We start from the raw sequence: 22422 nt of genomic DNA, 5'->3' as shown, positions 1-22422 counted from the left end.
CGTGGCTACGGCGTCGTCGTCGCCAGCGTGTAGGTCAGGCTCTTGGAGTAAGAGCCCGTCCGCAGCGTGTCCGTCGCCGCCAGCGGCTGCTCGAACGTGAGCGTCGTCACGTCGGACGTCGCCGGCCCGGGGTACGTCTTCACCGTCAGCGGCGAACCGCTCAACGTGCCACCGTTGACCTTGATCGGCGACGCCAACGCGTGCGATCCGTTCACCAGCTTGCCCGGGCTGAGCGGGCTGATGTCGTGGATCGACAGCACCGCCTCACCCGCGGTCGACGTGACCGTCGCCGTGGAGGTCGCGGTGTAGACCTTCGCCGTGCCCGGGACGAGCGCGCCGAAGTTGGGCGCCGCGCCCACCGACACGGACAGCACCGGCGCGACCGAAGCCGCCGCGTACTGCGTCGTGCGGGCGCTGACCGTGACGACCACGCGCTGGTAGCTCGTCATCGCCGGCGTCCCGTCGTCGGTGACCTCGAGGATCAGGTGGATCGTCTGGCCGGGCACGGCGTTGACTGGCACGACGCTGTTGGCCGGCACCTCGAAGGACACGTTGCGCCCGCTGCCGTTCAGCACGACGGCACCCGGGTACGTGTCCGCGTCCGTGTACTGCCACCACTTGAACGTCAGCGCGTGCCCGTCCGGGTCGGTCGCCAGGCCTTCGAGCTTGACCGTCTCGCCCGGCGCCGCCGTGACGTTCAGCGGCCCGTTGACCGACACGACCGGCTCGTGGTTGGCCCCCGCGAACGTCGGCGTGACCGTCCACTTCATGCGGGCCGCGAAGTCGTTCTGCGCGGTGCGGAACCAGCGCGCGGACGCGTAGTTGTTGTTCGGCGTGCCCGTCGCCGGGTTGACGTCCTGGGCGCTGCGACCGGCCCAGCCGCCGTAGGAGGGATCGTCGCCGGCGCGCAGGCCGTTGTCGATCTGGTTCATGAAGATCGGCGTGTCACCTTCGGAGATCCACGCGCCGGGCGCCTGGATGCCGGTCCAGACCGCGTAGCCCATCTCGGTCAGCTGCGCCGCCGTCAGGCCGCTGAAGCCGAAGAAGTCGAAGATGTCGCCGGGGACCATCTGCTTGCCGTCGCCCCATACGCGGTAGAAGCTGCCGAACGGGCCGACGTCGGACACGTTCGCCTTCATCCACGCCGGGTCGAGCAGGGAGCGGTCGGCCGGCAGGATCGCGTTGCGCGCGCCGTAGCCCCACACGCCCGCCGACATGTTGCGGTAGTAGACGTCCGGCCAGTTCGGGCGGATGTAGGTCGCGTACGTGTTGTCCTGGTCGCCCCAGGACTGGATGTACGCCTTGCGGACGACCTTCTCGTAGATCGCCGGCCACTGCGGCGTGCCCTCGTACTGCTGCTTGATCGACTTCAGCGCGCGGGCGACCGAGCTGTGCCCCGCGCCCGTGAGCAGGTAGACCCGGGCCGGGTTGTCGTCGAGCAGCAGCTCCTTGATCCGATTCGAGCCGGCCGTGTCCTTGGAGATGTCGGTGTCGAACTCGATGTTGCCCTTGTAGATCTTCGAGCGCAGGTCCGCCGGCGCCGGGTAGTCCGCGTTGTGCACCTTCAGGTTCGGATAGACCTGCTCGTAGAGGTCGACCGCCTCGTCGATGAAGCGCTCGCCCTCCTTCCAGCGCCACGACGTGCACGGGCACAGGTTGCGGCTCGCGTACTCACGGCCGGGCACCGACCACAACGTGCCCTTGCCGTCCCCGGCCCAGTGGACGCCGGAGCTCTGGTACAGGATCCCCTGCGTGTCGAGCTCGTTGGCGTAGAGCAGGTAGCGGATGAGGGTGTTCTGGTCGTCGAGCTCGGGGTCGAGCAGGAGGACGGCGCGCGGCTTGGGCGTCTGCGCCTGCGCCGCGGCGGGGGCGATGACCGCGAACACGGCCAGCGCGAACAGCACGATCAATCGGGTCATGGGCTCGTCGTGGAGAGGGTGAACGTGACGGTCCTGCTGTACGTGCCGGTGCGCAGCGCGTCGGTGGACTTGACGAGCTGCTCGAACGTCACCGGCACCGGCTCGTTGGACGTCGGGCCGGTCCAAGACGCCTTGCCGAGCTCCACCCGCAGCGGTTCCGGCAGAGCGAACGCACCGTTGGTCAGGTGGCCGAGGTCGGAGACGCTGAGCGTCGCGTCACCGGCGGTCGAGGTCACGGTCGCCGTGGTGGGCGCCGTGTACTCCTTCGTGACGCCCGGGATGAACGCGCCGAACGAGGCCGGCGTGATGTTCAGGGCGAGCGTCGCCGGCACCGTGCCGCCGACCACGTGAGGGACGTTCTCCCCGACCGTGATCACGACTCGCGCGTAGCGGCTGATCGACGGCGTCCCCGCGTCCTTGACGTCGAGGATCACGTGGATCGTGTCGCCCTTCTTGGCGTCCGCCGGGACGACGAACGACGCGCTGGCCGTGCCCGCCCCGTCGAGCGTGATCCTGCCCGCGTAGGTGTCGGCCTCGTGGTACTGCCACCACCGGTAGGTGAGCGCGTTGCCGTCGGGGTCGGACGCCGTTCCGCTCAATGCCACTCGCTGGCCCGGCGCGTAGACCGCGTTCAAGAACGGGGCCGAGACGACGGGCGGATGGTTCGCGCCCGCGTAGGTGTCCGCGACGCCCCAGGCGACCCGTGAGGCGAAGTCGTTCTGGAGGTCGGTGAACCAGCGCGTGAGCGGATAGGCGCGCCGGGTCGTCAGGTAGGTGCCCAGCCCGCCCGGCTCCGTGTACGGGAAGTCGTCCTCGGCGTCGATCCAGCCCGTGGCGTTCGGCGCGAAGCGTCCGCCCCAGCCGCCCCAGGTCGGGTCCTCGCTCGACCGCAGCCCGTTGAAGTCGAACAGGAACATGTAGGCCGGCGAGTCGCCCTCGGAGATGAAGTCGTGGACGCCGTAGCCGACGTTCTGGTTCGCCTCCGACTCCTCCGGCCGCCAGCGGTTGTTCTCGTTGTCGCCCGGCGTCGGCTTGCCGTCGCGGTAGGTCCGGTACTGCTCCATCAGCGGCCCCTTGCCGTTGAGCAGGTTGGCCTCCATCCACGGCGCGCGCAGCACGGCCTGGTGCGGGACCGGCGTGACGAACGGCCACAGGTACGCGAACGACCAGAACTGCCGCTGGTTGTCGATGATCTTGATGCCCGGCCAGCTCGGCTTGATGTACGCGTTGAGCGTCGGGTCCTGGTCGAGGATGTTGTAGAGCGTGACCTTGCGGTTGATCTTGGCCACGACCCCGTCCCAGGCGGGCGTGCCCTTGTACTGCTCCTCGATCGACTTCAGCGCCCGCGCGGTGGTGTTGTTGCCGCCCCACGCCTGCACGTACAGCGGACGCGGGTCGTCGTCGAGCAGCACCTGCTTGATCCACTCCGACCCTTCGGTGACCTGCTCGGACTCACCGACGTCGGTGATGTTGCCGAGCTTGTAGAGCGACCGCAGGTGCTCGACGGTCGGGTAGCCGTCGGCGTGCTTGACGAGGTTCGGCCGGATCTGCGCGTACCGGTCCAGGTACTGGTTCAGCCACGCGGTGCCCGTCCAGCGGAACGGCTGCACGGTGGTTCCGTTGCCCGCGTAGTGGTACGTCGAGGACGTGTAGATGATCCCCGCGGTGTCGAACTCGTTCGCGTAGTAGAGGTAGCGGATGAACGAGTCCATGTCGTCCACCTCGCCGTCCTGCGTGAGGATCACGCGCGGCTTGGCGGCCTGCGCCGCCGCGCTGCCCGAGAGCAGCGCGGCGACGACGACCACTGCGAACAGCAGCCGTCTCATGGCGACGTCGTCGCGAGGGTGAACGTGACCGTCTTGCTGTAGCTGCCGGTGCGCAGCGCGTCATTGGCCCTGATGAGCTGCTTGAACGTGACGCCGACCTTGTCGTTGGAGACCGGTCCGGTCCACGAGGACTTGGCCAGCTCGACCCGCAGCGGTTCGGGCAGCGAGAACGCGCCGTTGGTCATGTGGCCGGGGTCGCTCACGCTCAGCGCCGCGTCCCCCGCCGTGCTCGTCACGGTCACGTCCGTGGGCGCCGTGTACTCCTTGGCGGTGCCCGGCACGAACGCGCCGAACGAGGCCGGAGCGCCGAGCGTCAGCGACAGGGTCGCCGGCACCGTGCCGCCGACCGTCCCGGGGACGTTCTCCCCGACGGTCACCACCACGCGCTGGTACTTGGTCAGCGTGGGCGTGCCCGCGTCCTTGACCTCGAGGATCGCGTGGATCGTGTCGCCCTTCTTCGCGTCGGCGGGCACGACGAAGCTCGCCTCGCGCGTGTCGGCACCGTCGATGGCGACCCGGCCCGCGTAGGTGTCGGCCTCGTAGTACTGCCACCACTTGAACGTCACGGCGTCGCCGTCGGGGTCGACCGCGCCGCCGCTGAGCGCGACGCGCTGGCCCGGCGCGAACACCATGTCCGGGTGCGGCGTGGTGACGGTCGGCGCATGGTTGGCGTCCTCGTAGGACTTGACCATCCAGTCCGCGCGCGCGGCCCAGTCGTTCTGGATCACGTCCACCCAGCGCGTCTGCGGGTAGGTCGTGTTCCAGTTGCTGGAGATCGTCGTGCCCGTGGGCAGGGCCTCGGTCAGCGGCTGCGCGAGCGTGACGCCCGAGCCCGCCCCGCGGACGCCGGTGGCCATGGCGTGCGTCGCGGCCAGCGCCGGGGTGAACGTGATGCCGGTGCCCGGCTTGCTCTGGTTGCGCACCGCGGCGTTGTTGGCGTGCGCGAGCGCGAGCGCGGGTGTGACGCCGACGCCCGTGCCGGTCGCGCCCGCCGTGCCGACGGACGTGATCGTGACGGTCTCGGCGTTGGCGGCGTTGTCGACCGTGAGCGTGTCACCCACTGCGAGGTTGGTGACCGAGGCGACCTTGAGGTTCGTCGCCCCCACGGTGTGCGCTCCCGCCAGCGCCGTCGCGGTGCCGGCGGTACCGACCTCGGTGATCGTCGGCGTCTCCTGGCCCGCGCCGGTGTTGAGCAGCAGCTTCTGGCCGACGACGAACCCGTTGAGCGACGGCACCTTGATGTTCGTCGCGCCCGCCGCGGCCGGAGCCAGCAGCGTCGTGTTCGCGCCCTGCGCCGTGCCCACGCTCGCCACCGTGCGCGTGACGCCGCCGATCGTCACCGGCAGGCCGGCGCCGATCGCGCTGATGCTGGCGACGTACAGCTGCGTCGCGCCCGCCGCGGCGGGCAGGACCGTGGTCGTGTTGGTCACCGCGTACGGGTTGAAGTCCCGCGTGTTCGGCAGGTCCTCGACGCGGTACGGGTTGGTCGGGCTCTGGGTGAAGCGCCCGCCCCAGCCGCCCCAGGTCGGGTTGTCGGTGCTGCGCAGGCCGGTGTCCATCAGGTGCAGGTACGCGGGCGTGTCGCCCTCGGAGATGAAGTCGCCCAGCGTCGCCGGGTTCATGTCGAGCCCCTGCCGGTGATCGGACTCGTCGCCCTTGAGCTGCCTGCCGTCGCCGTAGCGGTAGTACTTGGCCATCAGCGGGCCGTGGCCGTTGAAGATGTTCTGGTTCAGCCACGGGCCCTGCAGGTACGGCCGCAGCTCCACCGGCACCCGCGAGCGCCACTGGTAGGCGAAGCTCCAGAACTGGTCGGCGTTGTAGATCACGCGGATCTGCGGCCAGTTCGGCAGCACGTAGCGGTTGTAGGTGACGTCCTGGTCGAGCACCGTGTAGATCACGGCCTTCTTGGACACCTTCGCGTAGATCGCGTCCCACTGGGGCGTGCCCTTGTACTGGTCCTCGATCGACTTCAGCGCCCGCGCGACCGTGTTCGTGCCACCCCAGATCTGCAGGTACACCGGCGACGGATCGTCGTCGAGCAGGACGTCCTTGATCAGGTCCGAGCCGGCCGTGTCCTTCGCCATCTCGCCCTCGAACTCGATGTTGCCGATCCGCACCAGGCTCTTCAGGTGCGCCGGCGTCGGATAGCTCGGATCGTGCTGCTTGAGGGTGTCGTAGCTCTCCCCGTAGAGGTCGATCAGCTCCTGGATCCAGGTCTCGCCCGGGTTCGGGTTCGTGCACGGCACCGTCGGCACGTCGCACTTCAGGCTCCGGACCCAGCGCAGGTCGGTGCGCGGCGCGCCGCCGCGCGTCTCCGACGTGTACAGCGTCCCCTTGCCGTCCCCCTTCCAGTGCCACTGCGAGCTGCTGTAGACGAGCCCGACGGGGGTCATCTCGTTCGAGTACAGGAACCAGCGGATCATCGTGTCGATGTCGTCGACCTCACCGTCGGTGGTGAGGATCGTGCGCGGCTTCGCCGCTTCGGCCACCGCGGGCGCGGCGACCACGAACGCCAGGGCGGCGACCGCCGCCCCGATAAGCCCTCTCCTCCTCATGACGAACCTCAGCTCTTCTTGGCGAACACGCCGTAGTCGTCGGCGTTCTCGGCGGTGATGAGCTCGCAGTCGATCGACTGCTTCTCCGGCTGGCCCGTCTCGCCCGTCGTGATCAGCTGGTTGGCCTGCTCGACCGCCATCTCGGCGATCAGCGCGGCCGGCTGCAGCACCGTCGCCTGCATGCCGCCGTCCTTGATGGCGGCGATCGCGTCGGGGGAGCCGTCGAAGCCGACGATCTTGATCTTGTCGGTGAGGCCCGCGGCCTTGACCGCGGCGACGGCGCCGAGGGCCATCGTGTCGTTGCCGGCGATGATGCCGTCGATGTCCTTGCTGCGCTGCAGGATCGTCTCGACCTTGGTGAACGCCTCCTGCTGGTCCCAGTTGGCCGACTGCTTGTCGACCTCCTTCAGGTCCGGCACCTGGCCGATCACGTCCGCGTAGCCACCCGAGCGCACGCCGGCGTTGGTGTCGGTCTCCTTGCCGACGAGCTCGACGTACTTGCCCTTGCCGCCCATCGCCTTGACGAACTCCTGGGCGCCGAGCTGCGCGCCCTGCGCGTTGTTGGAGACGATCTGCGCGGCCGCGATGCCGGTCTCATTGATCTCGCGGTCGATCAGGAACACGGGGATGCCGGCGTCCTTGGCCTTCTTGACCGCGCCGATCGACGCGTCCGCGCCGGCGTTGTCGAGGATGATCGCCTTCGCCTTGCGGCTGATGGCGGTGTCGATCAGCTGCGACTGCTTGTTCGGGTCGTCGTCGTGCGACGCGACCGAGGTCTCGTAGCCGAGCTCCTTGGCCTTGGCGTCCGCGGCGTCCGCCTCGGCCTTGAAGAACGGGTTGTCGCTCGCCGGCGTGATGATCGCGATCAGCCCACCCGCCTCGGCCTTGGCCTCCGTCGTGGCGGTGCCGCTGTTGCTCGCCGAACCGCTCGGCTCCTCGTCGGACCCGCAGGCGCCCACGGTGAGCGCGCTGACCGCGGCCACGCCGAGGATCGCGAGTCGACCCCGCATCCCTTTCAGAAACATCTCTCTCCTCCTACTTCTGTGGTTGCGTTGCCGCGGCGGCCGCGATCGCGGCTCCGCGACGCTGGATCTTCTGCTGGCTCTGATCGAGGATCACCGCGAGCACGATCACCGCGCCCTTGATCACGATCTGCCAGAACGTCGAGACGCCGAGGATCACCAGGCCGTCGGCGAGGAAGCCGATGACGAACGCGCCGATCAGCGCGCCGCGCACGGCTCCACGACCTCCGCTCAACGACGCCCCGCCGATGACCACGGCGGCGATCGCGTTGAGCTCGAACGTCTCCCCTGCCTGCGGTGCCGCGGAGGTGAGCTCCGAGGCGATGATCAGCCCGGCCATCGCGGCGCACAGCCCGCTGATCATGTACACGCGCATCGTGACCTTCCGGACCGGAACCCCGGAGAGCTCGGCGGCGCGTGCGTTGCCGCCGAGGGCGTAGACCCAGCGCCCGAACGGCGTCTTGCGTGTGAGGAACACGGCCGCGATCCCGAACGCGACCATCAGCCAGATCGACACCGGGATGCCGACGATCTTGCCCGTGCCGAGGAAGTCGAAGCCGGTGTTGCCGAGCTCCGGCCGACCGCCGAGGTTCGGGTACGTCTCGCCACCCGAGATCAGCAGCGCGACTCCGCGCGCCATGTACAAGGTGCCGAGGGTGGCGATGAACGGGGCGACGTTGAAGCGCGTCACCAGCGCCCCGTTGACGGCGCCGACGCCGGTGCCGACCAGCAGCGCGACGATGACCACGCCCCACACCGGCAGGTACAGGACGGTGTTCGCGAACCCGAGGTGCAACCCCTCGAGCAGCACGCCCGCGACGATCCCCGCCAGCCCGACGATCGAGCCGACCGAGAGGTCGATGCCGCCGGTGAGGATCACCATCAGCATCCCGATGGCCAAGATCGCGTTGATCGCGACGTGCTTGGTCATCGTGACGAGGTTGTCCCACGTCAGGTACGCGTCGGACAGCAGGCCGAACACGACGATGATCACGATCAGCGCGATGAACGCGCGCAGCTCGAGCACGGCGTTGAAGGCCTTCAGGCGCTTGCCCTCGCCCTGCGCCGGCGCGTCCGCGACGCTCATGGGTGGGGCGACCGTCATCGCGCGCCCCCTTCCGATGCGACCATGATCTCCTCCCGGCTCGCGGCTCCTCTCCGAAGCTCGCGGACGACCTTGCCCTTCGCCATGACCAGCAGGCGGTCGGGCACGTGCAGCGCTTCCTCGAGCTCGGAGGTGGCGAACAGCACCGCCACCCCGCGTCCCGCGAGCTCGGTCATGAGCGTGAAGATGTCGGCCTTGGCGCCGACGTCGATGCCGCGCGTCGGCTCGTCGAGCAGCAGCACGCGCGGCTGCGTGAGCAGCGCCTTGCCGAGCACGACCTTCTGCTGGTTGCCGCCGCTGAGCGACGTGATCGGCGCGTCCGGACCGGACGCCTTGACGGTGACGTCGCGCATCGTGCTCGCGACGGCCTCCCGCTCGCGATCGGCCGAGACGAGCGGCCCGCGGATGAAGCGCCGCAGCCCCGCGAGCGACAGGTTCTGGCCGACCGACATCGACTGGACGAGCCCGTCGCGCTGGCGGTCCTCGGGCACGAGCGTGAGCCCGCGCGCGATCCGCGCCGCGACCGGGCCCTCGATCAGCGCGCCGTCGATCTCGACCTCGCCGGTGACCGCGCGCAGCCGCCCCGCGAGCGCTTCGAGCAGCTCCGTGCGGCCCGCGCCCATCAGCCCGTAGAGGCCGACGATCTCGCCCGCGCGCACCGTGAGATCCACGCCGTCGACGGACAGCCGGCCGGGGTTGCGCGGGTCGGCGACGCTGAGGTCGTGCACACGCAGGAGCACTTCGCCCTGCTCGCCGTGCTCGTCGGGGAACAGCTCGTCCTGGCGGCGGCCGACCATGTGCTCGACGATCCAGCCGAGGTCGACGTCGGCAGCCTCGGCGCTCGCGACCAGGCCGCCGTCGCGCAGGACGACGATCGTGTCCGCGATCTCCAACGCCTCCTCGAGGTGGTGAGAGATGTAGACGATCGCGACGCCGTCCGCGGTCAGCTCGCGCATGATCCGGAACAGCACCTCGACCTCGGCGGCGGACAGCGCGGAGGTCGGCTCGTCCATGATCAGCACGCGCGCGTCCTGCGCCAGCGCCCGCGCGATCTCGACGATCTGCTGCTGCCCGAGCCGCAGCTCCCCCACGTCGGTGCGGGGGTCGATCGGCTCCTCGAGCCGCTCCAGCAGCGCGGTCGCCGTCTCGCGCTGGGCGCGGTCGTCGACCATCACGCCGTTGCGCACCCGCTCGCGCGCCATGAATAGGTTGTCCGCCACGCTCATGTTCGGGAACAGCGAGAGCTCCTGGTGGATGATCACCACGCCGCGATCGGCCGCCGCGCGCGGCGAGGGCAGCGTCACCGGCTCGCCGTCGAGCTCGAGCTCACCCGTGGTGGGCTGCTCGATGCCGGCGAGGATCTTCATCAGCGTCGACTTGCCGGCGCCGTTCTCGCCGAACAGCGCCGTGACGCGACCGCGCTGGACGTCGAAGTCGACGCCCGTGAGCGCGTGCGTGGCGCCGAACACCTTCGTCACGCCGCGCGCGGTCATCACGGCGCTCACGAGGACACCTCGAGCTGCGCGGGCGTGATCGTGATCGCGGTCGGCGCGAGGTACGTGAAGGCGCCGAGGAACGTGAGCGTCTTGCCTTCCAGCGCCTCGCGGTCGAGGTCGGCGAGCACGGTGGTCTTGACCTCGTTGTTGAGCGCCGTGCCCGCGCCCGCGTAGTCCACCTGGTTGAGGAAGTCGTTGAAGTCGAACAGCCCGCTCGCGTCACGCAGCGCGCTGCCGTTGATCGCGGGGCCGATCTGCAGCGCGACGGTGACGTCGGACGGCACGCCTTCGACGTCGAGCTCGACGATGTTGCCGTCGACCTGCTTCGCCTTGCCCTCGCCGCGGACGGCGAAGTTGTAGGGGCTGTTGCCCTGGCGCACGCCGTACTGCTCGCCCGCCGCGTCGGCGTCCTGCTCCAGCGCGGGGACCAGCTCGGTCAGCTCGACCGCGCGCTTCTCCAGCTCCGGCACGACCTTGGGGGCGAAGTTGTCCTTGCCGAACTTGGCGGCATCGAAGGCCTCGCGGCCGTTGGTCGCCGCGAGCGGCTCGTCGTCAGAGCGCCAGCTCGCGTCGAGCAGCATCGCGCCCAGCACGAGCACCGCGATGGCGGCGCCGATCGCGCGCACCTTCACGCCGTCACCTCGTCGTCATGCGGCACCGTGCTCCAGTCGCCGGCGAGGCGCTCGGCGGTGAAGCGGTCCGTGATCAGCACGTTGACGAAACGCCCGCGCAGCGCGCCCTGGATCGCGGCGAACTTGCGCGGCCCGCCGGCCAGCGCAAGCGTGCGCCGCGGCTGCTTGATCTGCTCGAGGTCGAGCCCGATCACGCGCTCGTCCAGTGACGAAGCGACCGGTACGCCTTCGGCGTCGAAGAAGCGCAGACAGATGTCGCCGACGGCGCCCATGTCCTCCAGCTCGTGCAGCTCCTGCGCCGTGAACACGTTGCCGGACGCGGCGAGCAGCTTCGACGGCGTGAGCGCGCCGATGCCGACGATGGCGAGCGTGATCTCCTCCATCCAGCGCATCGCGGCCGCGACGAACGGGTCGTCGAGCAGCGCGCGGCGGCTCTCGCGCGAGCCGACCACGCCCGGCGCCGGCAGGAAGCGCGCCTCGCCGCCGACGAGCTGCGCGAGCCGGCTGGTGAGCCGCGTCGCGTGGCCCTCGGCGGCGGGGTTGCCGGAGCCGCCGAGGATCTGCACCACGGCCTCGGCGCCGGGCTGGGCCGAGGGGTGCATGTTGTCCAGCATCGCCAGCAGCGTCTCGCTCCAGCTCGAGATGCCGAGGATCTCGCCGGCGGTCAGCGTCGTCTCCAGGTACGCGGCCGCCGCGGCGCCGATCGCGCGCAGCGCCTCCTGGTCGTCGTCGTGCTCGCAGTCGACGACGACCGCCTCGCGCAGGCCGTAGAGCACCTGCAGGCGGTCCTCGAGCTCGGCGTGGAAGCCCGACGGCACCGCGACCGTGATCCGCACGATGCCCTCCTTCTCGGCCTGCTTGAGCAGGCGGCTCACACGCGACTGGCTGAGGTCGAGCCGGTCGGCGATCTCCGCCTGGCGCAGCCCCTGCTCGTAGTACAGGCGCGCGACCTTGGTCATCAGCCGCAGCAGCGGGGTCGGGGTCATCGCAGGCTCGCTTCCAGCTCGGGGGTCGCCATCCGCGAGCGGCGGACGGCCGCGTGCCACGCCTCGCGCCGGGTGTGGCGCTCGTCGTCGGAGATGGCGGGTTCGAACGTGCGGACGGGACGCTCGCGGCGCCCGCCGGCGGCGAGGTCGGCGGCGCCCAGTGCGGACATCTCGGGCGAGGCGCTCACGTGCACCGGCCGGCCGGACAGGTCGGCCTGCAGCTGCATCAGCAGCGCGCTCGCGGTCGCGCCGCCGTCGGCGTGCAGCGCCTCAAGTCCGACCAGGTCGAGGATGTCGCAGATCTGATGCGCGACCGACTCGAACGCCGCGCGCGCGAGGTGCTTCGGCCGCGTGCCGAGCGTGAGCCCCGCGATCACGCCGCTCGCCCCGCGGTCCCAGTGCGGCGCGCCGAGGCCGCTGAACGCCGGCACGAGATGGACGCCGTCGGTCGTGGTCGCGTCGAGCGCGAGCGGCTCGAGCCGGTCCACGTGCAGCGTGCGCGCCATCCAGTCGAGCGCCGCCGCGCTGGCGAGGATGTTGCCCTCGACGGCGTACACGGGCTTGTCCGTGAGCCAGGCGAGCGTGTGCGCGAGGCCGTCGACGGACGCGTCGGACGGGACCATCACGCTGCTGCCCGTCCCGTACGTGGCCTTCGCGGCGCCGTGCGCGTAGAGCGCGGCGTGGCTGTCGGCGAGCACCGCGGCGAGAGGGATGCCGCGGTGCTCTCCGAAGCCCGCGTCGGAGCGTCGGATCTCCGGCAGCGTGTGGAGCGGCACGCCGAACAGCGCGCACAGCTCGGGGTCCCAGTCGAGCGTCTCCAGGTTCATCAGCAGCGTGCGCGAGGCGTTGCCGGCCTCGATCGCGAACTCGCCCGTCAGGCGATGGATGAGAAACGCGTCGATCGTGCCCGCGTGCCGGTCGTCGCGGCCGTCGAGCAACGTGTGCAGCTTGGTCGCGCTGAACATCGGGTCCAGCGCGAGCCCGGTGCGGGCGCGCACGAACGCCTCGTGCTCGCGCAGGCGGTCGCAGTCGGGTGCCGTCCGCGCGTCCTGCCAGCCGATCACGGGGCTGACGAAGTCGCCGGACCACACGACCGCCGACTCGCGCTGGGTGGAGAGCGCGATCGCGTCGATCGGCGTGCCGAGCGGCATCGCGGCGATCACGGCCTGCACGCTCTCCCAGATCTCGTCGGCGTCCTGCTCGACCCAGCCCGGATGCGGGAACGAGCAGCTCACGCGCGCACTCGCGCGCGCGAGCACGATCCCGTCGTCGGCGACCAGCACGCCCTTCGTGCTGGAGGTGCCCTGGTCGATCGCGAGCACGGTCATGCCGCCGCCCGTCCCACGAGCGCGAGCGCCGCGTCGAGGATGCCGTCGGCGGTCAGCCCGAAGCGCGTGAACAGGGCCTCGACCGAGCCCGTCGGCGCGAACACGCCGGGCACGCCGAGCAGCCGCATCGGGGTCGGCCGCTCGGTCGCGACCACCTCGGCAACGGCGCCGCCGAGTCCGCCGTGCACGGTGTGCTCCTCGATCGTGACGATCGCGCCCGTCTGCTCCGCGGCCGCGATCACGGCCTCGCGGTCGATCGGGCGGACGGTCGGCATGTTCAGCACGCGTGCGCCGATCCCGCGGGTCGCGAGCAGCGTCGCCGCCTCGAGCGCCCGCTCGACCATCGTGCCGCAGGCGATCAGCGTGACGTCGGCGCCTTCACGCAGCGTGGTCGCGCGGCCGAGCCGGAACGTGTAGTCGGCGCGGTGCAGCTGCGTGACCGGGAAGCGCGCGATGCGGATGAACATCGGGCCTTGGGTGGCGGCCGCCCAGCGGATCACGGCCTCGGTCTCGACCGGGTCGGCCGGCACGATCACCGGCAGGTTCGCGATCGCCCGCAGCCACGCGAGGTCCTCGATCGAGTGGTGCGTCGGGCCGAGCTCGCCGTAGGCCATGCCCGGCGACTGCCCGCACAGCTTCACGTTCGCGTTCGAGTAGGCGACGTCGGCCTTGATCTGCTCCAGCGCGCGCCCGGTGAGGAACGGCGCCGCGCCCGAGACGAACGGGATCCGCCCGCCGTTGGCGAGCCCGGCGCCGACGCCGACCATGTTCTGCTCGGCGATCCCGACGTTGATCAGGCGGTCCGGGAAGGCCTTCTCGAAGCCGCCCAGCTTGGACGAGCCCACGCTGTCGTTCACGACGGCGACGATCCGCTCGTCGTGGGTCGCGAGGTCGATCAGCGTGCGCTGGAACGCGTCACGGCAGTCGAAGCGCTCGCTCATCTCGCGCCGCCGCCCCGGGGCCCCTGATCCACGGCGCCGGCCGTGTCGTGCACGGTCTTCAGGGTCCTCATTCTGAGAGCTCCTCGATCGCCTGCGCCGTCTGCTCGGCCGACGGGACCTTGTGGTGCCACTCGACGCGGTCCTCGATGAACGAGACGCCGCGGCCCTTGCGCGTGTGGGCGATCACGCAGCTCGGCCGGCCGCGCTCGAACGGCGCCGCCCGGAAGGTCGCGAGCAGCTCGTCGATGTCGTGGCCGTCGACGGTCCTGACCGCCCACCCGAAGGCGGCGAACTTCGCGTCCAGCGGGTCCAGCGCGTTGGTCGCCTCGGTGCGCGCGCCCTGCTGGAGCCCGTTGCGGTCGATGATCGCCACCAGGTTGTCCAGGCCGCGATGCCCGGCGGCCATGATCGCCTCCCAGTTCGAGCCCTCCTGCAGCTCGCCGTCACCGCAGAGCACGTACGTGCGCCGCGGGCTCGCGTCCAGCTTGGCGGCGATCGCCGTGCCCACCGCGACCGGCAGCCCGTGCCCGAGCGGGCCCGTGTTGGTCTCCACCCCCGGCACCTTGTTGCGGTCCGGGTGGCCGTTCAGCGGCGAGCCGTCGGCCATGTAGGTGTCCAGCAGGCTGTCCGGGATGAACCCCGCCGCGGCGAGCGTCGTGTACAGCACGCCCGACGCGTGGCCCTTGCTCTGGATGTAGCGGTCGCGCTCGGGATCGTCCGGCTGGTCCGGATCGACATTGAGCACGCCGAGGTAGAGCGTGGCCAGGATGTCGGCCGCCGAGAGGTCTCCGCCGATGTGGCCGAGGCCCGCCGCGTTGACGATCTCGACGTTGCGGCGGCGGATCGCACGGGCACCGGCGCGGATCGCGTCCGCGGTGGGCTGGACCCGGACTTGGCTCATGCGACCGGCGCCTGGCCGAGCAGCAGCTCGGTGACCAGGCGATGCGCGGCCAGCGGGTCCTGTCGTTCGTGGATGTCGGCGAGCTGCGCCAGGTCGATGCGGTCGATGGCGGCGTCGATCGCCTTCATCGTGTTGATCGACGAGCGCGCGGCCTCGACCGGGCTCTCACGGAACGGGAACTGGTCGAGCAGGATCGGCTCGGTCCATTCGATCTGCCGCAGCGCGAGGAAGAACTCGAGCGTCTCGACGAGGTGGATGGAGCCGACGGGCTGGTCGTCGTCCCACTCGCGCCAGTTGTCGTTGACCTCGACCGTGAACAGCCGCCCGTGGTCGTTGATCAGGTGCAGCGCGTCGGCCGGCGCCTCCTTGGCGAACAGGCTGTGGCCGAGGTCCATCACGATGCCGATGTCCTCACGGCCCATCTGCGTGATGCCGACGAGCGTGCGGGCCGCGGTCGACCAGCTCATGTGCATCCGCGGCTCTTTGGTCTTGTACTCGATCGCGACGCGGATCTCGTCGTCCATCGCGGCGACGGTGGAGACGCCCTCGAGCGCGAGCCGCCAGACCTCGCGGTAGTCGACCTGCAGCGGCAGGTCGAAGCCGTCCTGCCCCGGCCACAGCTTCACGGTCGGCGCGCCGAGCGCCTTCGCGACGCCGACGGCCTCCTCGCACAGCGCGAGCGCCTGGGCCCGGACGCGCGGGTCGGGGTTCGTGAACGCACCCGCCTGGAAGTCCCGGGTGTAGATGTGCGGCGTGATGCACCACGCGCTGATGTCGTTGGCCGCGAGCGCGTCACGCACCTCGTCGACCGTGACCCCCTCGGTGAACGGGTAGTTGATGTCGAGGACCTCGAGCTCGCCGACCTGGCCGGCGGCCTCGATCGCCTCGATGGTGCTCACGGGCGGCCCGTACGCGTCCGTCGCGTACCGGTCGACGAACTGCCCGAACAGCCAGATGCCTGCGCCAAACCGCATTGCTCTCTCTCCTCCTCGCCGGGTGCCGCTGCATAAAAATTCAGTACCGAATGCAGCAGCGCGGCATTTATATGCGGGGTCGGCGGATCTGTCAACTAGGCGCGTACGACTCGTGTCACCACCTCGGTCGCGAGCAGCTCGTTCGAGCGTGAGAGCCCACGGATCGGCGTCGAGCGAGCCCGGCACGACGATCACGCGCTCGACCCCGGTGGCGGCGACCGCCTCGAGGCGCTCGACGACGACCTCGGGCGGGCCGACGATCGCGAAGCGGTCGATCAGCTCGTCGGGCAGGCCGCGCGCGAGCGTGCTCGCCGCCGAGCCGTGCTGCGTGCGGTCGTAGCGGTCGGCGAGCTGGCCGTCGTGGTCGCCGAAGCGCGCGAACGTGGCCGTGCTGCCGCGCACGAGATCACGCGCCCGGGCGACGTCCTCGTGCACGCCGACGTTGACGTAGGCGCCGATCGACACGTCGGGGTTGACGGCGCGGGCATGCTCGACCGCCGCGCGCAGCCGCTCGGGCTCGGCGCCGACGGTCAAGTCGACGCCGTCGGCGTGCCGCGCGGCGGCGGCGATCACGCGCGGCCCCGTCGCGGCCACGTGCACCGGCACGACCGGGTCGTCGCGTCCCGCGACCCAGCGCAGCGCGCCCTCCCCCAGCAACGTCCGCAGCTCCACCAGGTCGCGCTCGAACTCCGCCACCGTCGGCGGCTCGAGCCCGGCGTGGCTCAGCGCGGAGTCGCCGCGCGCGATCCCGAGCACGGCGCGCCCGCCGGTCTCGGCCTGCAGGGTCGCCGCCGCCGAGGCGGTGACGGCCAGGTGACGGGTGCGCGGGTTGGTCGCGCCCGGCCCGAGCCGCAGGTGCGTCGTCGCCACGCCCGCGAGCGCGAGCTCGACCCAGAGGTCCGCGGTCAGGTGCTGGCTGTCGGCGAGGAGCAGCCCGATGAACCCGACGCGCTCGGCCCAGCGCGCGACCGTGACGACACGGCGCGGGATGGCGAAGGTGTGCAGCCACAGTTCCATGACCGCCATGCTCGGCGCGATCCGCGCCCGCGTCCTCAGTAGCCGGCTACTGCACCCGCACGCCGCGAGACGCGCCGGCGCGGCTGCGCCACACGAGCCGGCGGCCGCTAAAGGCCAGCGTGCCCGGCCGGACGCCGTCGCGCGGCCTGGCCAGCGTCCGCTCGCGCTTCAGCCTCCCGGGACGGCCGCGGTCGAAGAGCGTCACCCGCCAGCGGCTCCCGCGCCGGTGCGCGACCCCGATTCGCCCGTCCGGCGCGACCGCCACGCCGCGGATGTAGCCCCACGAGTAGGTCTGCCCCAAGGATGCCGCGCGCACCCCGGCCGCGCTGATGCTGACGAGGTAGTCGTCGTCGAAGTGGGTCTCGGCGCCGAGGTAGAGCGCGACGCGACCGCGCTCGCGGCCGAACTCGGCCACCTCCCAGCCGGCGCGGCGCGGCCCCGTGCGCAGGAGCACCGGCGTGGCGGCGCCCGGCGGGCACACGTAGAGCCGCGTGTGCTTCCCGCCCTTGAGCATCAGCTCGAACACGCGCAGCCCGTCGCGATCGATCAGCGCCGTGCCGGCGCCGCAGGTGACGGCGGCCTCGCCCGCGAGCGGCGTCGACTGCGCGAGGCCGTCCTTGATCTGCCAGGTCGCGCGCCCGTCACCCGTGACCGCCAGGCTGCCCGGCACGGTCTCGCCGCCGGGCGTCGCCAGCCGCTCGGAGGCCCGATCCGTGACCCTGAAGACGAACGAGCCGGTGCCGCCCGTCCACGACTCCCTCGCGATGAACACGACCTCGCCCGCCGCGGAGATCGCGACGTCCTGCAGGAAGCTGACGCCACGCGGCTCGACGAACCGCACCTGTCCCGTGGTGCCGTCGAGCACGACGAGGCCGGACAGGCCGGTCGCGAACGCGGTCCAGTCGCCCGCGCGGCTCAGCGCGAGCGCGCCCCAGAGTTGCTGGTCGTAGACGTCGGAGACCCCGAGCTCGCGCGGCTTGGTCGCGCCGCGCGCGCAGGCGGCCAGCACGTCGGCCTGGAAGCCCCGGTCCGTCTTGCGGTTCGGGAAGACCTCGAACACGCGCGCGCCGCCGGCCTCGGCGATGGTCGTCCCGCTCGTGCAGGTGACCGCCTCGCCGCTCGTCGGGACGCTGCGCGTGGTGCCGTCCTGCAGGCGCCAGGTGAGCGCCCGGTCGCCGTCGGCGAAGGCGAGCGAGCCGGGCACGCGCGCCCCCGGCGTGGCGAGCACGAGCTCGCGCTGCAGCGCACCCGGCGTGCTCGACAGCTTGAGATGGCCCACCCGCAGGCTGGCCTCCTCGTCGAACCCGACGACGAGGCCGAGGCTGCCGTCCGCCGCGACCGTCACCTCGTACGGCGTGTTGCTCACCCCGCCGGCGAGCTCGCCACGGCGCACCTCGGACGTGCGCGCGTCGAACCAGCCCACGAACGTGTTCTCGCCGCCGCCCTCACCCCAGCCGTCCCCCTCGAAGACGAGCTTGTCGCCGATCCGCGCGGTCACCGCGAAGTGCCCGTAGGCCGGCGAGACGGTCCACAGGAGACTCGGGCGGGTGCTCGTCGGCCCGCAGGCGAACCACGAGTCGTCACTCCGTCCAGCTTCGAACACCCGCACGCCATCTTTCTCATAGACCGTGGTGCCGGACGCGCAGGTCCGGTTCACCGCCGCCTCGGCCGACCCCGAGAACACGAGCAATGCAGCGAAAACGAGGAGCGCGAGACGGATCACGCCGCGAGCGTACGGGCTCCGCAGAACCTCGAAAATCGGGGTCGAACCCTGAGATTTGTCAGGGAATCGGGGAGGTGGGGATCAAGTCTTGGGCCCGAACGGACGATGGCCTGGGTGTGGAAGCCGTCACTGCGACTCGTTCGAGCGGCCCGCCGGTGGCCATCTCCGGCGCATCTGCCGTGGCTGCGCCCGGTGAGTTCTTCGCGATCCTGCGCTGCTACCTGCCGGAGACCGACTCCTGCATCAAGCTCAACATGGCCCTCCGCTCGACCAGCCCGTACGTGGACGACACGGGCTCGCGCTCCTGGTGGGCGTACTAGCACCGGATACGCCGTTTTGCAGTGCAACAATGCGGAATGAGAACGTGTTCTCGACGCATTGACGGACTTCGGATTAACTGGCAGGCTCTAGTCCGATGCGTAGCACCCACAAAGTGGGGGCTTCGCGGCGGGGGAGAGCTTGCTTTAGCGCGTTAGTCGGCGCATGTCTGGCTGCGCTCCTTTCGTCGTGCGGTACCTCGACGACACCCACGGCCGGCTGTCAGGCCGGCGAATGGACGCGGGCGACGACGCTCGCCGGCGAGCGAGGCACGCTCCGCTACGGCTCACTCGCCACTGCCGGTAGCGGCACGTTCGCCGTCGGCAACGACATCCCGGCGTTCGACGCGGGGACGATGCGTCAGGGCGCGCTGCTGGCGGTCGACACGCGGACCGGCCGCTCGATCGGCCGTCCACCGGGGGCGTTCTGGTTCCTGCTCCCCCAGGCCGCGCTCGACGGCGACGGACGCCTGCACGTGCTCTGGGGCGAGCCGCAGGCCACGAAGGCGGCGATCCCGCGCCGGCGTTTCCCGGCGACGCGCACGCGGACGCTCTGGCACGCCACCTACGACGCCGCGACCGGCTGGAGCCGTCCGGAGGCGATCCACCGCGCCCGCGGCAACCTGCTGTGGAACCGTGACGGCGCCGAGCTGCGCGCCGACGCGAACGGCGGGCTCCACGCGATCGTCCCCCACACGACCGACGCGCGCGGGAACGCCCTCGTCTACCTGCGTCTCGACGGCCGCCGCTGGACGGCGCACGAGCTGCGGATCCCCGAGGCCGTCTACGCGAGCGTCGCCGCGGACGCCGCAGGGCGCGTGACCGTCGCCGCGATCGCGCCCCACGCGGGGGAGCCGAACCGGACGCTCGTCACCGCGTCCGACGACGGCGGCACAAGCTGGACCGCACCCCGGGCGATGCCCGCGGGCGGACAGGCGCACGGGATCACCGTGCGCGAAGGACCCGACGGCGCGCTGCACCTGCAGTGGCGCCAGAACGTCTCGGGCGGGTTCCTGCCCGAGGTGATCCGCCACGTCGCCTCACCCGATCGCGGGGCGACCTGGTCGGAGCCGAGCGACCTGAAGCCTCAGGAGGGGTTCCAGGAGGTGCGCTCGGCGGTCGACCGCTGTGGCGTCGTGCACGTCGTCTACCGCACGGCGCGGGAGCAGCGATCGGAGTTGCGCTACGTGCGCTGGCACGAGGGATGGAGCCGCCCGCGCACGCTCTTCGCCGGGGCAGACCCGGCCACCGCCGATCTCGGGACGACCCGTGACGGACAGCTCGTGCTGTTCGCCTCGGCCGGTCCCGCCACGTCCCTGGTCTCGCGGTTGGAGGCCGGAGGGCGAGCAGGGGGCAGTTGACAACAACCACAGAGGGGAAACCATGAAGTCACTTCGGAGGAAGCTCGGGTTCGCGACCGCCGCGACGGTGGCGGCGCTGTGCCTGTCGCCGCTCGTGGCCACGAGCGCCGCGGGGTCCGGTTGCGAGGGGCCGGACGCGAACTTCTACTACGTCTGCGTCAGCGGCGGGGACGGCCTGCTGGAGATCACGACGTTCGCCAACTACAACGGCTGGGTCGCGCACGAGGCCGTGTGGGGCCCGACGCAGCAGTACTCGTTCTACGACGAGATCGAGGGTGAGCACTACCTGTACAACACGGCCGAGACGACCTGCGAGAACCTGGTCGTCACCCACATGATGGACTGGGGCACCGGCGTCGAGACGCTGCAGCAGACGCCCTGTAGCTGAGCACCGGCGCGCGTGGCTCGGCCTCCGCTCGGGGGCCGGCCACGCGTCGCGTGCGGCGGGTACGATGCGCCGCGCGTGCGGAAGGGCGACCTCAAGGACCGAGCGACGATCGAGGCCGCGGTGCGTCAGGTCGCCGACGAGTACCTCGCCGACCCGAACATCACGTCGGTCGGCGTCGCGTACAAGGTCACGGGCGGCGAGCCGACCGACGAGCTCGCGCTGCAGTTCACGGTCAAGACGAAGTTCGCGCCGGAAGGCCTGGAGGCCGCGCCGACGCGGCCGATCCCGCCGGAGCTCACCGCCAACGGCATCCGCTTCCCCACCGACGTGGTCGAGCGCCGCTACACGGCGCATCCGACGGCCGTCGACGCCGAGCCCAAGGCCGATCGCAAGCGGCGGCTGGACCCGATGGTCCCGGGCGTCAGCATCGGCCACACCGCGGTCAGCGCCGGCACGCTCGGCTGCCTCGTGCGCGAGGACGCGACCGGCGAGACGCGGATGCTGTCGAACTGGCACGTCTTCCAGGGGCCCGAGGGCGCGCTCGGCGACCGGATCGTGCAGCCCGGCGCGTTCGACGACAACCGGGTCGACGAGAACGGCTGCGGCCGGCTCGTGCGCAGCTTCCTGGGCCTGGCCGGCGACTGCGCGATCGCGAGCGTCGAGGGCCGCGGCGCCGAGGAGACGATCCTCGAGCTGGGCGTCCCCGTCCGCCGGCTCGGCGACCCCGAGCTCGGCGACCGCGTGGTCAAGTCCGGCCGCACGACCGGCGTCACCTACGGCGTCGTCACGCGCGTGCACACGATCACCAAGATCGCCTACGGTCCGGCCCACGAGGAGCAGATCGGCGGCTTCGAGATCGGCCCCGACGCCGACCACCCGGCCACCGACGGCGAGATCTCCGACGGCGGCGACTCGGGCGCGGCGTGGCTGGCGCGCGACGCGGAGGGCGCGGCGACGGACATGATGCTCGGGCTGCACTTCGCGGGCGAGGCCGACGGGACGAGCGGCGAGCACGCGCTCGCCTGCTACGCGTCGTCGGTGTTCAGCAAGCTCGAGATCTCGCCGCTCGCGGCGCCCCCGCGGATCGTCAGCCAGGCCGCGAGCGCGGGCTACGACGCGGCCTTCCTGCCCGGCCAGACGATCCCGTTCCCCGTCGCCACCGAGGCCGTCGAAGCCGACTACGCGCCGCTGCAGCAGAGCGACGGCGTGGTCCGGCACGCGACCCACTTCTCGCTCGCGATGAGCGCCTCGCGCCGCTTCTGCCGCTGGGTCGCCTGGAACGTCGACGGCAACGGGCTCCAACAGCTCAGCCGCTCGGGCATCGAGTTCAAGCGTGACCCGGAGTACCTCGCCGAGCACCAGGTCGACGACGACCTGTACTCCAACAACCGGCTGGACCGCGGCCACATCGCCCGCCGCGCCGACCTGCTGTGGGGCACGCGCGAGGAGGCCCAGCGCGCGAACCAGGAGTCGTTCCTGTTCACGAACATCACGCCGCAGCTGGACGACTTCAACCAGTCGGCCAAGCACGGGCTGTGGGGCCAGCTCGAGGACGCGATCTACGAGGACGTCACGGTCGACGACCTCAGGCTCAGCGTCGTCGGCGGTCCGATCTTCAAGGCCGACGACCATCAGTACCGCGGCGTGCTCGTCCCGCGCTCGTACTGGAAGGTGATCGGCTACGTGGAGGCGGGCGCGCTGCGCGCCAAGGCCTACGTGCTCACGCAGGACGACCTGGAGACCAAGCTCGAGTCACTCGGCCTGGAGCCGTTCAACCTCTACCAGGTGGCGATCGGCGAGCTCGCGGGGCTGACCGGGCTGGACTACGGCCCGCTGACCGGCGCCGACACGATGCCGCCGCCGAACCCGGATGCCGCCGGCGCCGGCGTGGCGCGCGAGATCCGCGGCCGGTCGGACATCGTCAGCTGAGC

At 71.2% G+C, this 22422-nt stretch carries 17 protein-coding genes; 4 read left to right on the top strand and 13 right to left on the bottom strand.

The window, feature by feature from the left end; genetic code table 11:
* Positions 1-5: 5 nt before the first annotated feature.
* The 13 genes from OJ997_RS07265 to OJ997_RS07205 all read right to left on the bottom strand — a co-directional run bounded on the left by OJ997_RS07265 (position 6) and on the right by OJ997_RS07205 (position 18425).
* Entirely contained in the window at positions 6-1919 is a 1914-nt protein-coding gene (locus tag OJ997_RS07265; protein WP_270024402.1) for a DUF1593 domain-containing protein, read from the bottom strand.
* Positions 1916-3745 carry a DUF1593 domain-containing protein gene (locus OJ997_RS07260; protein WP_270024401.1) on the bottom strand — a complete coding sequence of 610 codons (1830 nt, stop codon included), beginning with the start codon at positions 3743-3745 and terminating at the stop codon, positions 1916-1918. Before OJ997_RS07260 ends, OJ997_RS07265 begins: the two co-directional genes overlap by 4 nt.
* Positions 3742-6300 carry a DUF1593 domain-containing protein gene (locus OJ997_RS07255; RefSeq protein WP_270024400.1) on the bottom strand — a complete coding sequence of 853 codons (2559 nt, stop codon included), beginning with the start codon at positions 6298-6300 and terminating at the stop codon, positions 3742-3744. The genes OJ997_RS07260 and OJ997_RS07255 overlap by 4 nt, the downstream gene beginning before the upstream one ends.
* An 8-nt stretch (positions 6301-6308) precedes the next feature.
* Positions 6309-7310 carry a D-ribose ABC transporter substrate-binding protein gene (locus OJ997_RS07250; protein ID WP_270024399.1) on the bottom strand — a complete coding sequence of 334 codons (1002 nt, stop codon included), beginning with the start codon at positions 7308-7310 and terminating at the stop codon, positions 6309-6311.
* 25 nt (positions 7311-7335) lie between these two features.
* The gene (locus OJ997_RS07245; protein WP_270024398.1) at positions 7336-8409 is read right to left on the bottom strand and encodes an ABC transporter permease; all 1074 of its coding nucleotides are present in this window, start codon (positions 8407-8409) and stop codon (positions 7336-7338) included.
* A gap of 14 nt (positions 8410-8423) precedes the next feature.
* Complete coding sequence (locus OJ997_RS07240) at positions 8424-9920, bottom strand: sugar ABC transporter ATP-binding protein (RefSeq protein ID WP_272599470.1); 1497 nt, start codon at positions 9918-9920, stop codon at positions 8424-8426.
* A gap of 8 nt (positions 9921-9928) precedes the next feature.
* Positions 9929-10555, bottom strand: coding sequence for a DUF2291 family protein (locus OJ997_RS07235; RefSeq protein ID WP_270024396.1), 627 nt, complete (start codon positions 10553-10555; stop codon positions 9929-9931).
* The gene (locus OJ997_RS07230; protein ID WP_270024395.1) at positions 10552-11541 is read right to left on the bottom strand and encodes a sugar-binding transcriptional regulator; all 990 of its coding nucleotides are present in this window, start codon (positions 11539-11541) and stop codon (positions 10552-10554) included. Before OJ997_RS07230 ends, OJ997_RS07235 begins: the two co-directional genes overlap by 4 nt.
* Positions 11538-12869 carry an FGGY family carbohydrate kinase gene (locus tag OJ997_RS07225; protein ID WP_270024394.1) on the bottom strand — a complete coding sequence of 444 codons (1332 nt, stop codon included), beginning with the start codon at positions 12867-12869 and terminating at the stop codon, positions 11538-11540. The genes OJ997_RS07230 and OJ997_RS07225 overlap by 4 nt, the downstream gene beginning before the upstream one ends.
* Entirely contained in the window at positions 12866-13810 is a 945-nt protein-coding gene (locus OJ997_RS07220; RefSeq protein ID WP_270024393.1) for a transketolase family protein, read from the bottom strand. The genes OJ997_RS07225 and OJ997_RS07220 overlap by 4 nt, the downstream gene beginning before the upstream one ends.
* Positions 13811-13877: 67 nt before the next feature.
* On the bottom strand, positions 13878-14711 hold the full coding sequence (locus OJ997_RS07215; protein WP_270024392.1) for a transketolase: 834 nt from the start codon (positions 14709-14711) through the stop codon (positions 13878-13880).
* Positions 14708-16702: an LLM class flavin-dependent oxidoreductase gene (locus tag OJ997_RS07210; RefSeq protein ID WP_270024391.1), complete on the bottom strand. Its 1995-nt coding sequence runs from the start codon at positions 16700-16702 to the stop codon at positions 14708-14710. The genes OJ997_RS07215 and OJ997_RS07210 overlap by 4 nt, the downstream gene beginning before the upstream one ends.
* A gap of 46 nt (positions 16703-16748) precedes the next feature.
* Positions 16749-18425, bottom strand: a complete 1677-nt coding sequence (locus OJ997_RS07205; RefSeq protein WP_270024390.1) for a hypothetical protein — start codon at positions 18423-18425, stop codon at positions 16749-16751.
* A 116-nt stretch (positions 18426-18541) separates the two neighbouring features.
* Here OJ997_RS07205 and OJ997_RS07200 point away from each other — a divergent pair, with 116 nt between their 5' ends.
* The 4 genes from OJ997_RS07200 to OJ997_RS37420 all read left to right on the top strand — a co-directional run bounded on the left by OJ997_RS07200 (position 18542) and on the right by OJ997_RS37420 (position 22420).
* Entirely contained in the window at positions 18542-18745 is a 204-nt protein-coding gene (locus tag OJ997_RS07200; RefSeq protein WP_270024389.1) for a hypothetical protein, read from the top strand.
* Between the two features lie 353 nt (positions 18746-19098).
* Positions 19099-20103, top strand: coding sequence for a hypothetical protein (locus OJ997_RS07195; RefSeq protein WP_270024388.1), 1005 nt, complete (start codon positions 19099-19101; stop codon positions 20101-20103).
* A gap of 22 nt (positions 20104-20125) precedes the next feature.
* On the top strand, positions 20126-20491 hold the full coding sequence (locus OJ997_RS07190; protein ID WP_270024387.1) for a hypothetical protein: 366 nt from the start codon (positions 20126-20128) through the stop codon (positions 20489-20491).
* Positions 20492-20566: 75 nt separating this feature from the next.
* Positions 20567-22420, top strand: a complete 1854-nt coding sequence (locus OJ997_RS37420) for a DNA/RNA non-specific endonuclease (RefSeq protein ID WP_270024386.1) — start codon at positions 20567-20569, stop codon at positions 22418-22420.
* The last annotated feature ends 2 nt before the right edge of the window (positions 22421-22422 follow it).

The sequence above is a fragment of the Solirubrobacter phytolaccae genome (assembly GCF_027587195.1).
Taxonomy (GTDB): Bacteria; Actinomycetota; Thermoleophilia; order Solirubrobacterales; family Solirubrobacteraceae; genus Solirubrobacter; species Solirubrobacter phytolaccae.
This window is presented reverse-complemented; position numbering and strand designations above follow the sequence as displayed.

What these genes read in the sequence shown, in the direction of transcription:
- OJ997_RS07195 (WP_270024388.1), top strand. Translation starts at nt 19,099, where the DNA reads ATGCGTCAGGGCGCGCTGCTGGCGGTCGACACGCGGACCGGCCGCTCG.
- OJ997_RS07215 (WP_270024392.1), bottom strand. Translation starts at nt 14,711, where the DNA reads ATGAGCCAAGTCCGGGTCCAGCCCACCGCGGACGCGATCCGCGCCGGT.
- OJ997_RS07250 (WP_270024399.1), bottom strand. Translation starts at nt 7,310, where the DNA reads ATGCGGGGTCGACTCGCGATCCTCGGCGTGGCCGCGGTCAGCGCGCTC.
- OJ997_RS07230 (WP_270024395.1), bottom strand. Translation starts at nt 11,541, where the DNA reads ATGACCCCGACCCCGCTGCTGCGGCTGATGACCAAGGTCGCGCGCCTG.
- OJ997_RS07220 (WP_270024393.1), bottom strand. Translation starts at nt 13,810, where the DNA reads ATGAGCGAGCGCTTCGACTGCCGTGACGCGTTCCAGCGCACGCTGATC.
- OJ997_RS07260 (WP_270024401.1), bottom strand. Translation starts at nt 3,745, where the DNA reads ATGAGACGGCTGCTGTTCGCAGTGGTCGTCGTCGCCGCGCTGCTCTCG.
- OJ997_RS07245 (WP_270024398.1), bottom strand. Translation starts at nt 8,409, where the DNA reads ATGAGCGTCGCGGACGCGCCGGCGCAGGGCGAGGGCAAGCGCCTGAAG.
- OJ997_RS07225 (WP_270024394.1), bottom strand. Translation starts at nt 12,869, where the DNA reads ATGACCGTGCTCGCGATCGACCAGGGCACCTCCAGCACGAAGGGCGTG.
- OJ997_RS07210 (WP_270024391.1), bottom strand. Translation starts at nt 16,702, where the DNA reads ATGGAACTGTGGCTGCACACCTTCGCCATCCCGCGCCGTGTCGTCACG.
- OJ997_RS07190 (WP_270024387.1), top strand. Translation starts at nt 20,126, where the DNA reads ATGAAGTCACTTCGGAGGAAGCTCGGGTTCGCGACCGCCGCGACGGTG.
- OJ997_RS07265 (WP_270024402.1), bottom strand. Translation starts at nt 1,919, where the DNA reads ATGACCCGATTGATCGTGCTGTTCGCGCTGGCCGTGTTCGCGGTCATC.
- OJ997_RS07255 (WP_270024400.1), bottom strand. Translation starts at nt 6,300, where the DNA reads ATGAGGAGGAGAGGGCTTATCGGGGCGGCGGTCGCCGCCCTGGCGTTC.
- OJ997_RS07240 (WP_272599470.1), bottom strand. Translation starts at nt 9,920, where the DNA reads ATGACCGCGCGCGGCGTGACGAAGGTGTTCGGCGCCACGCACGCGCTC.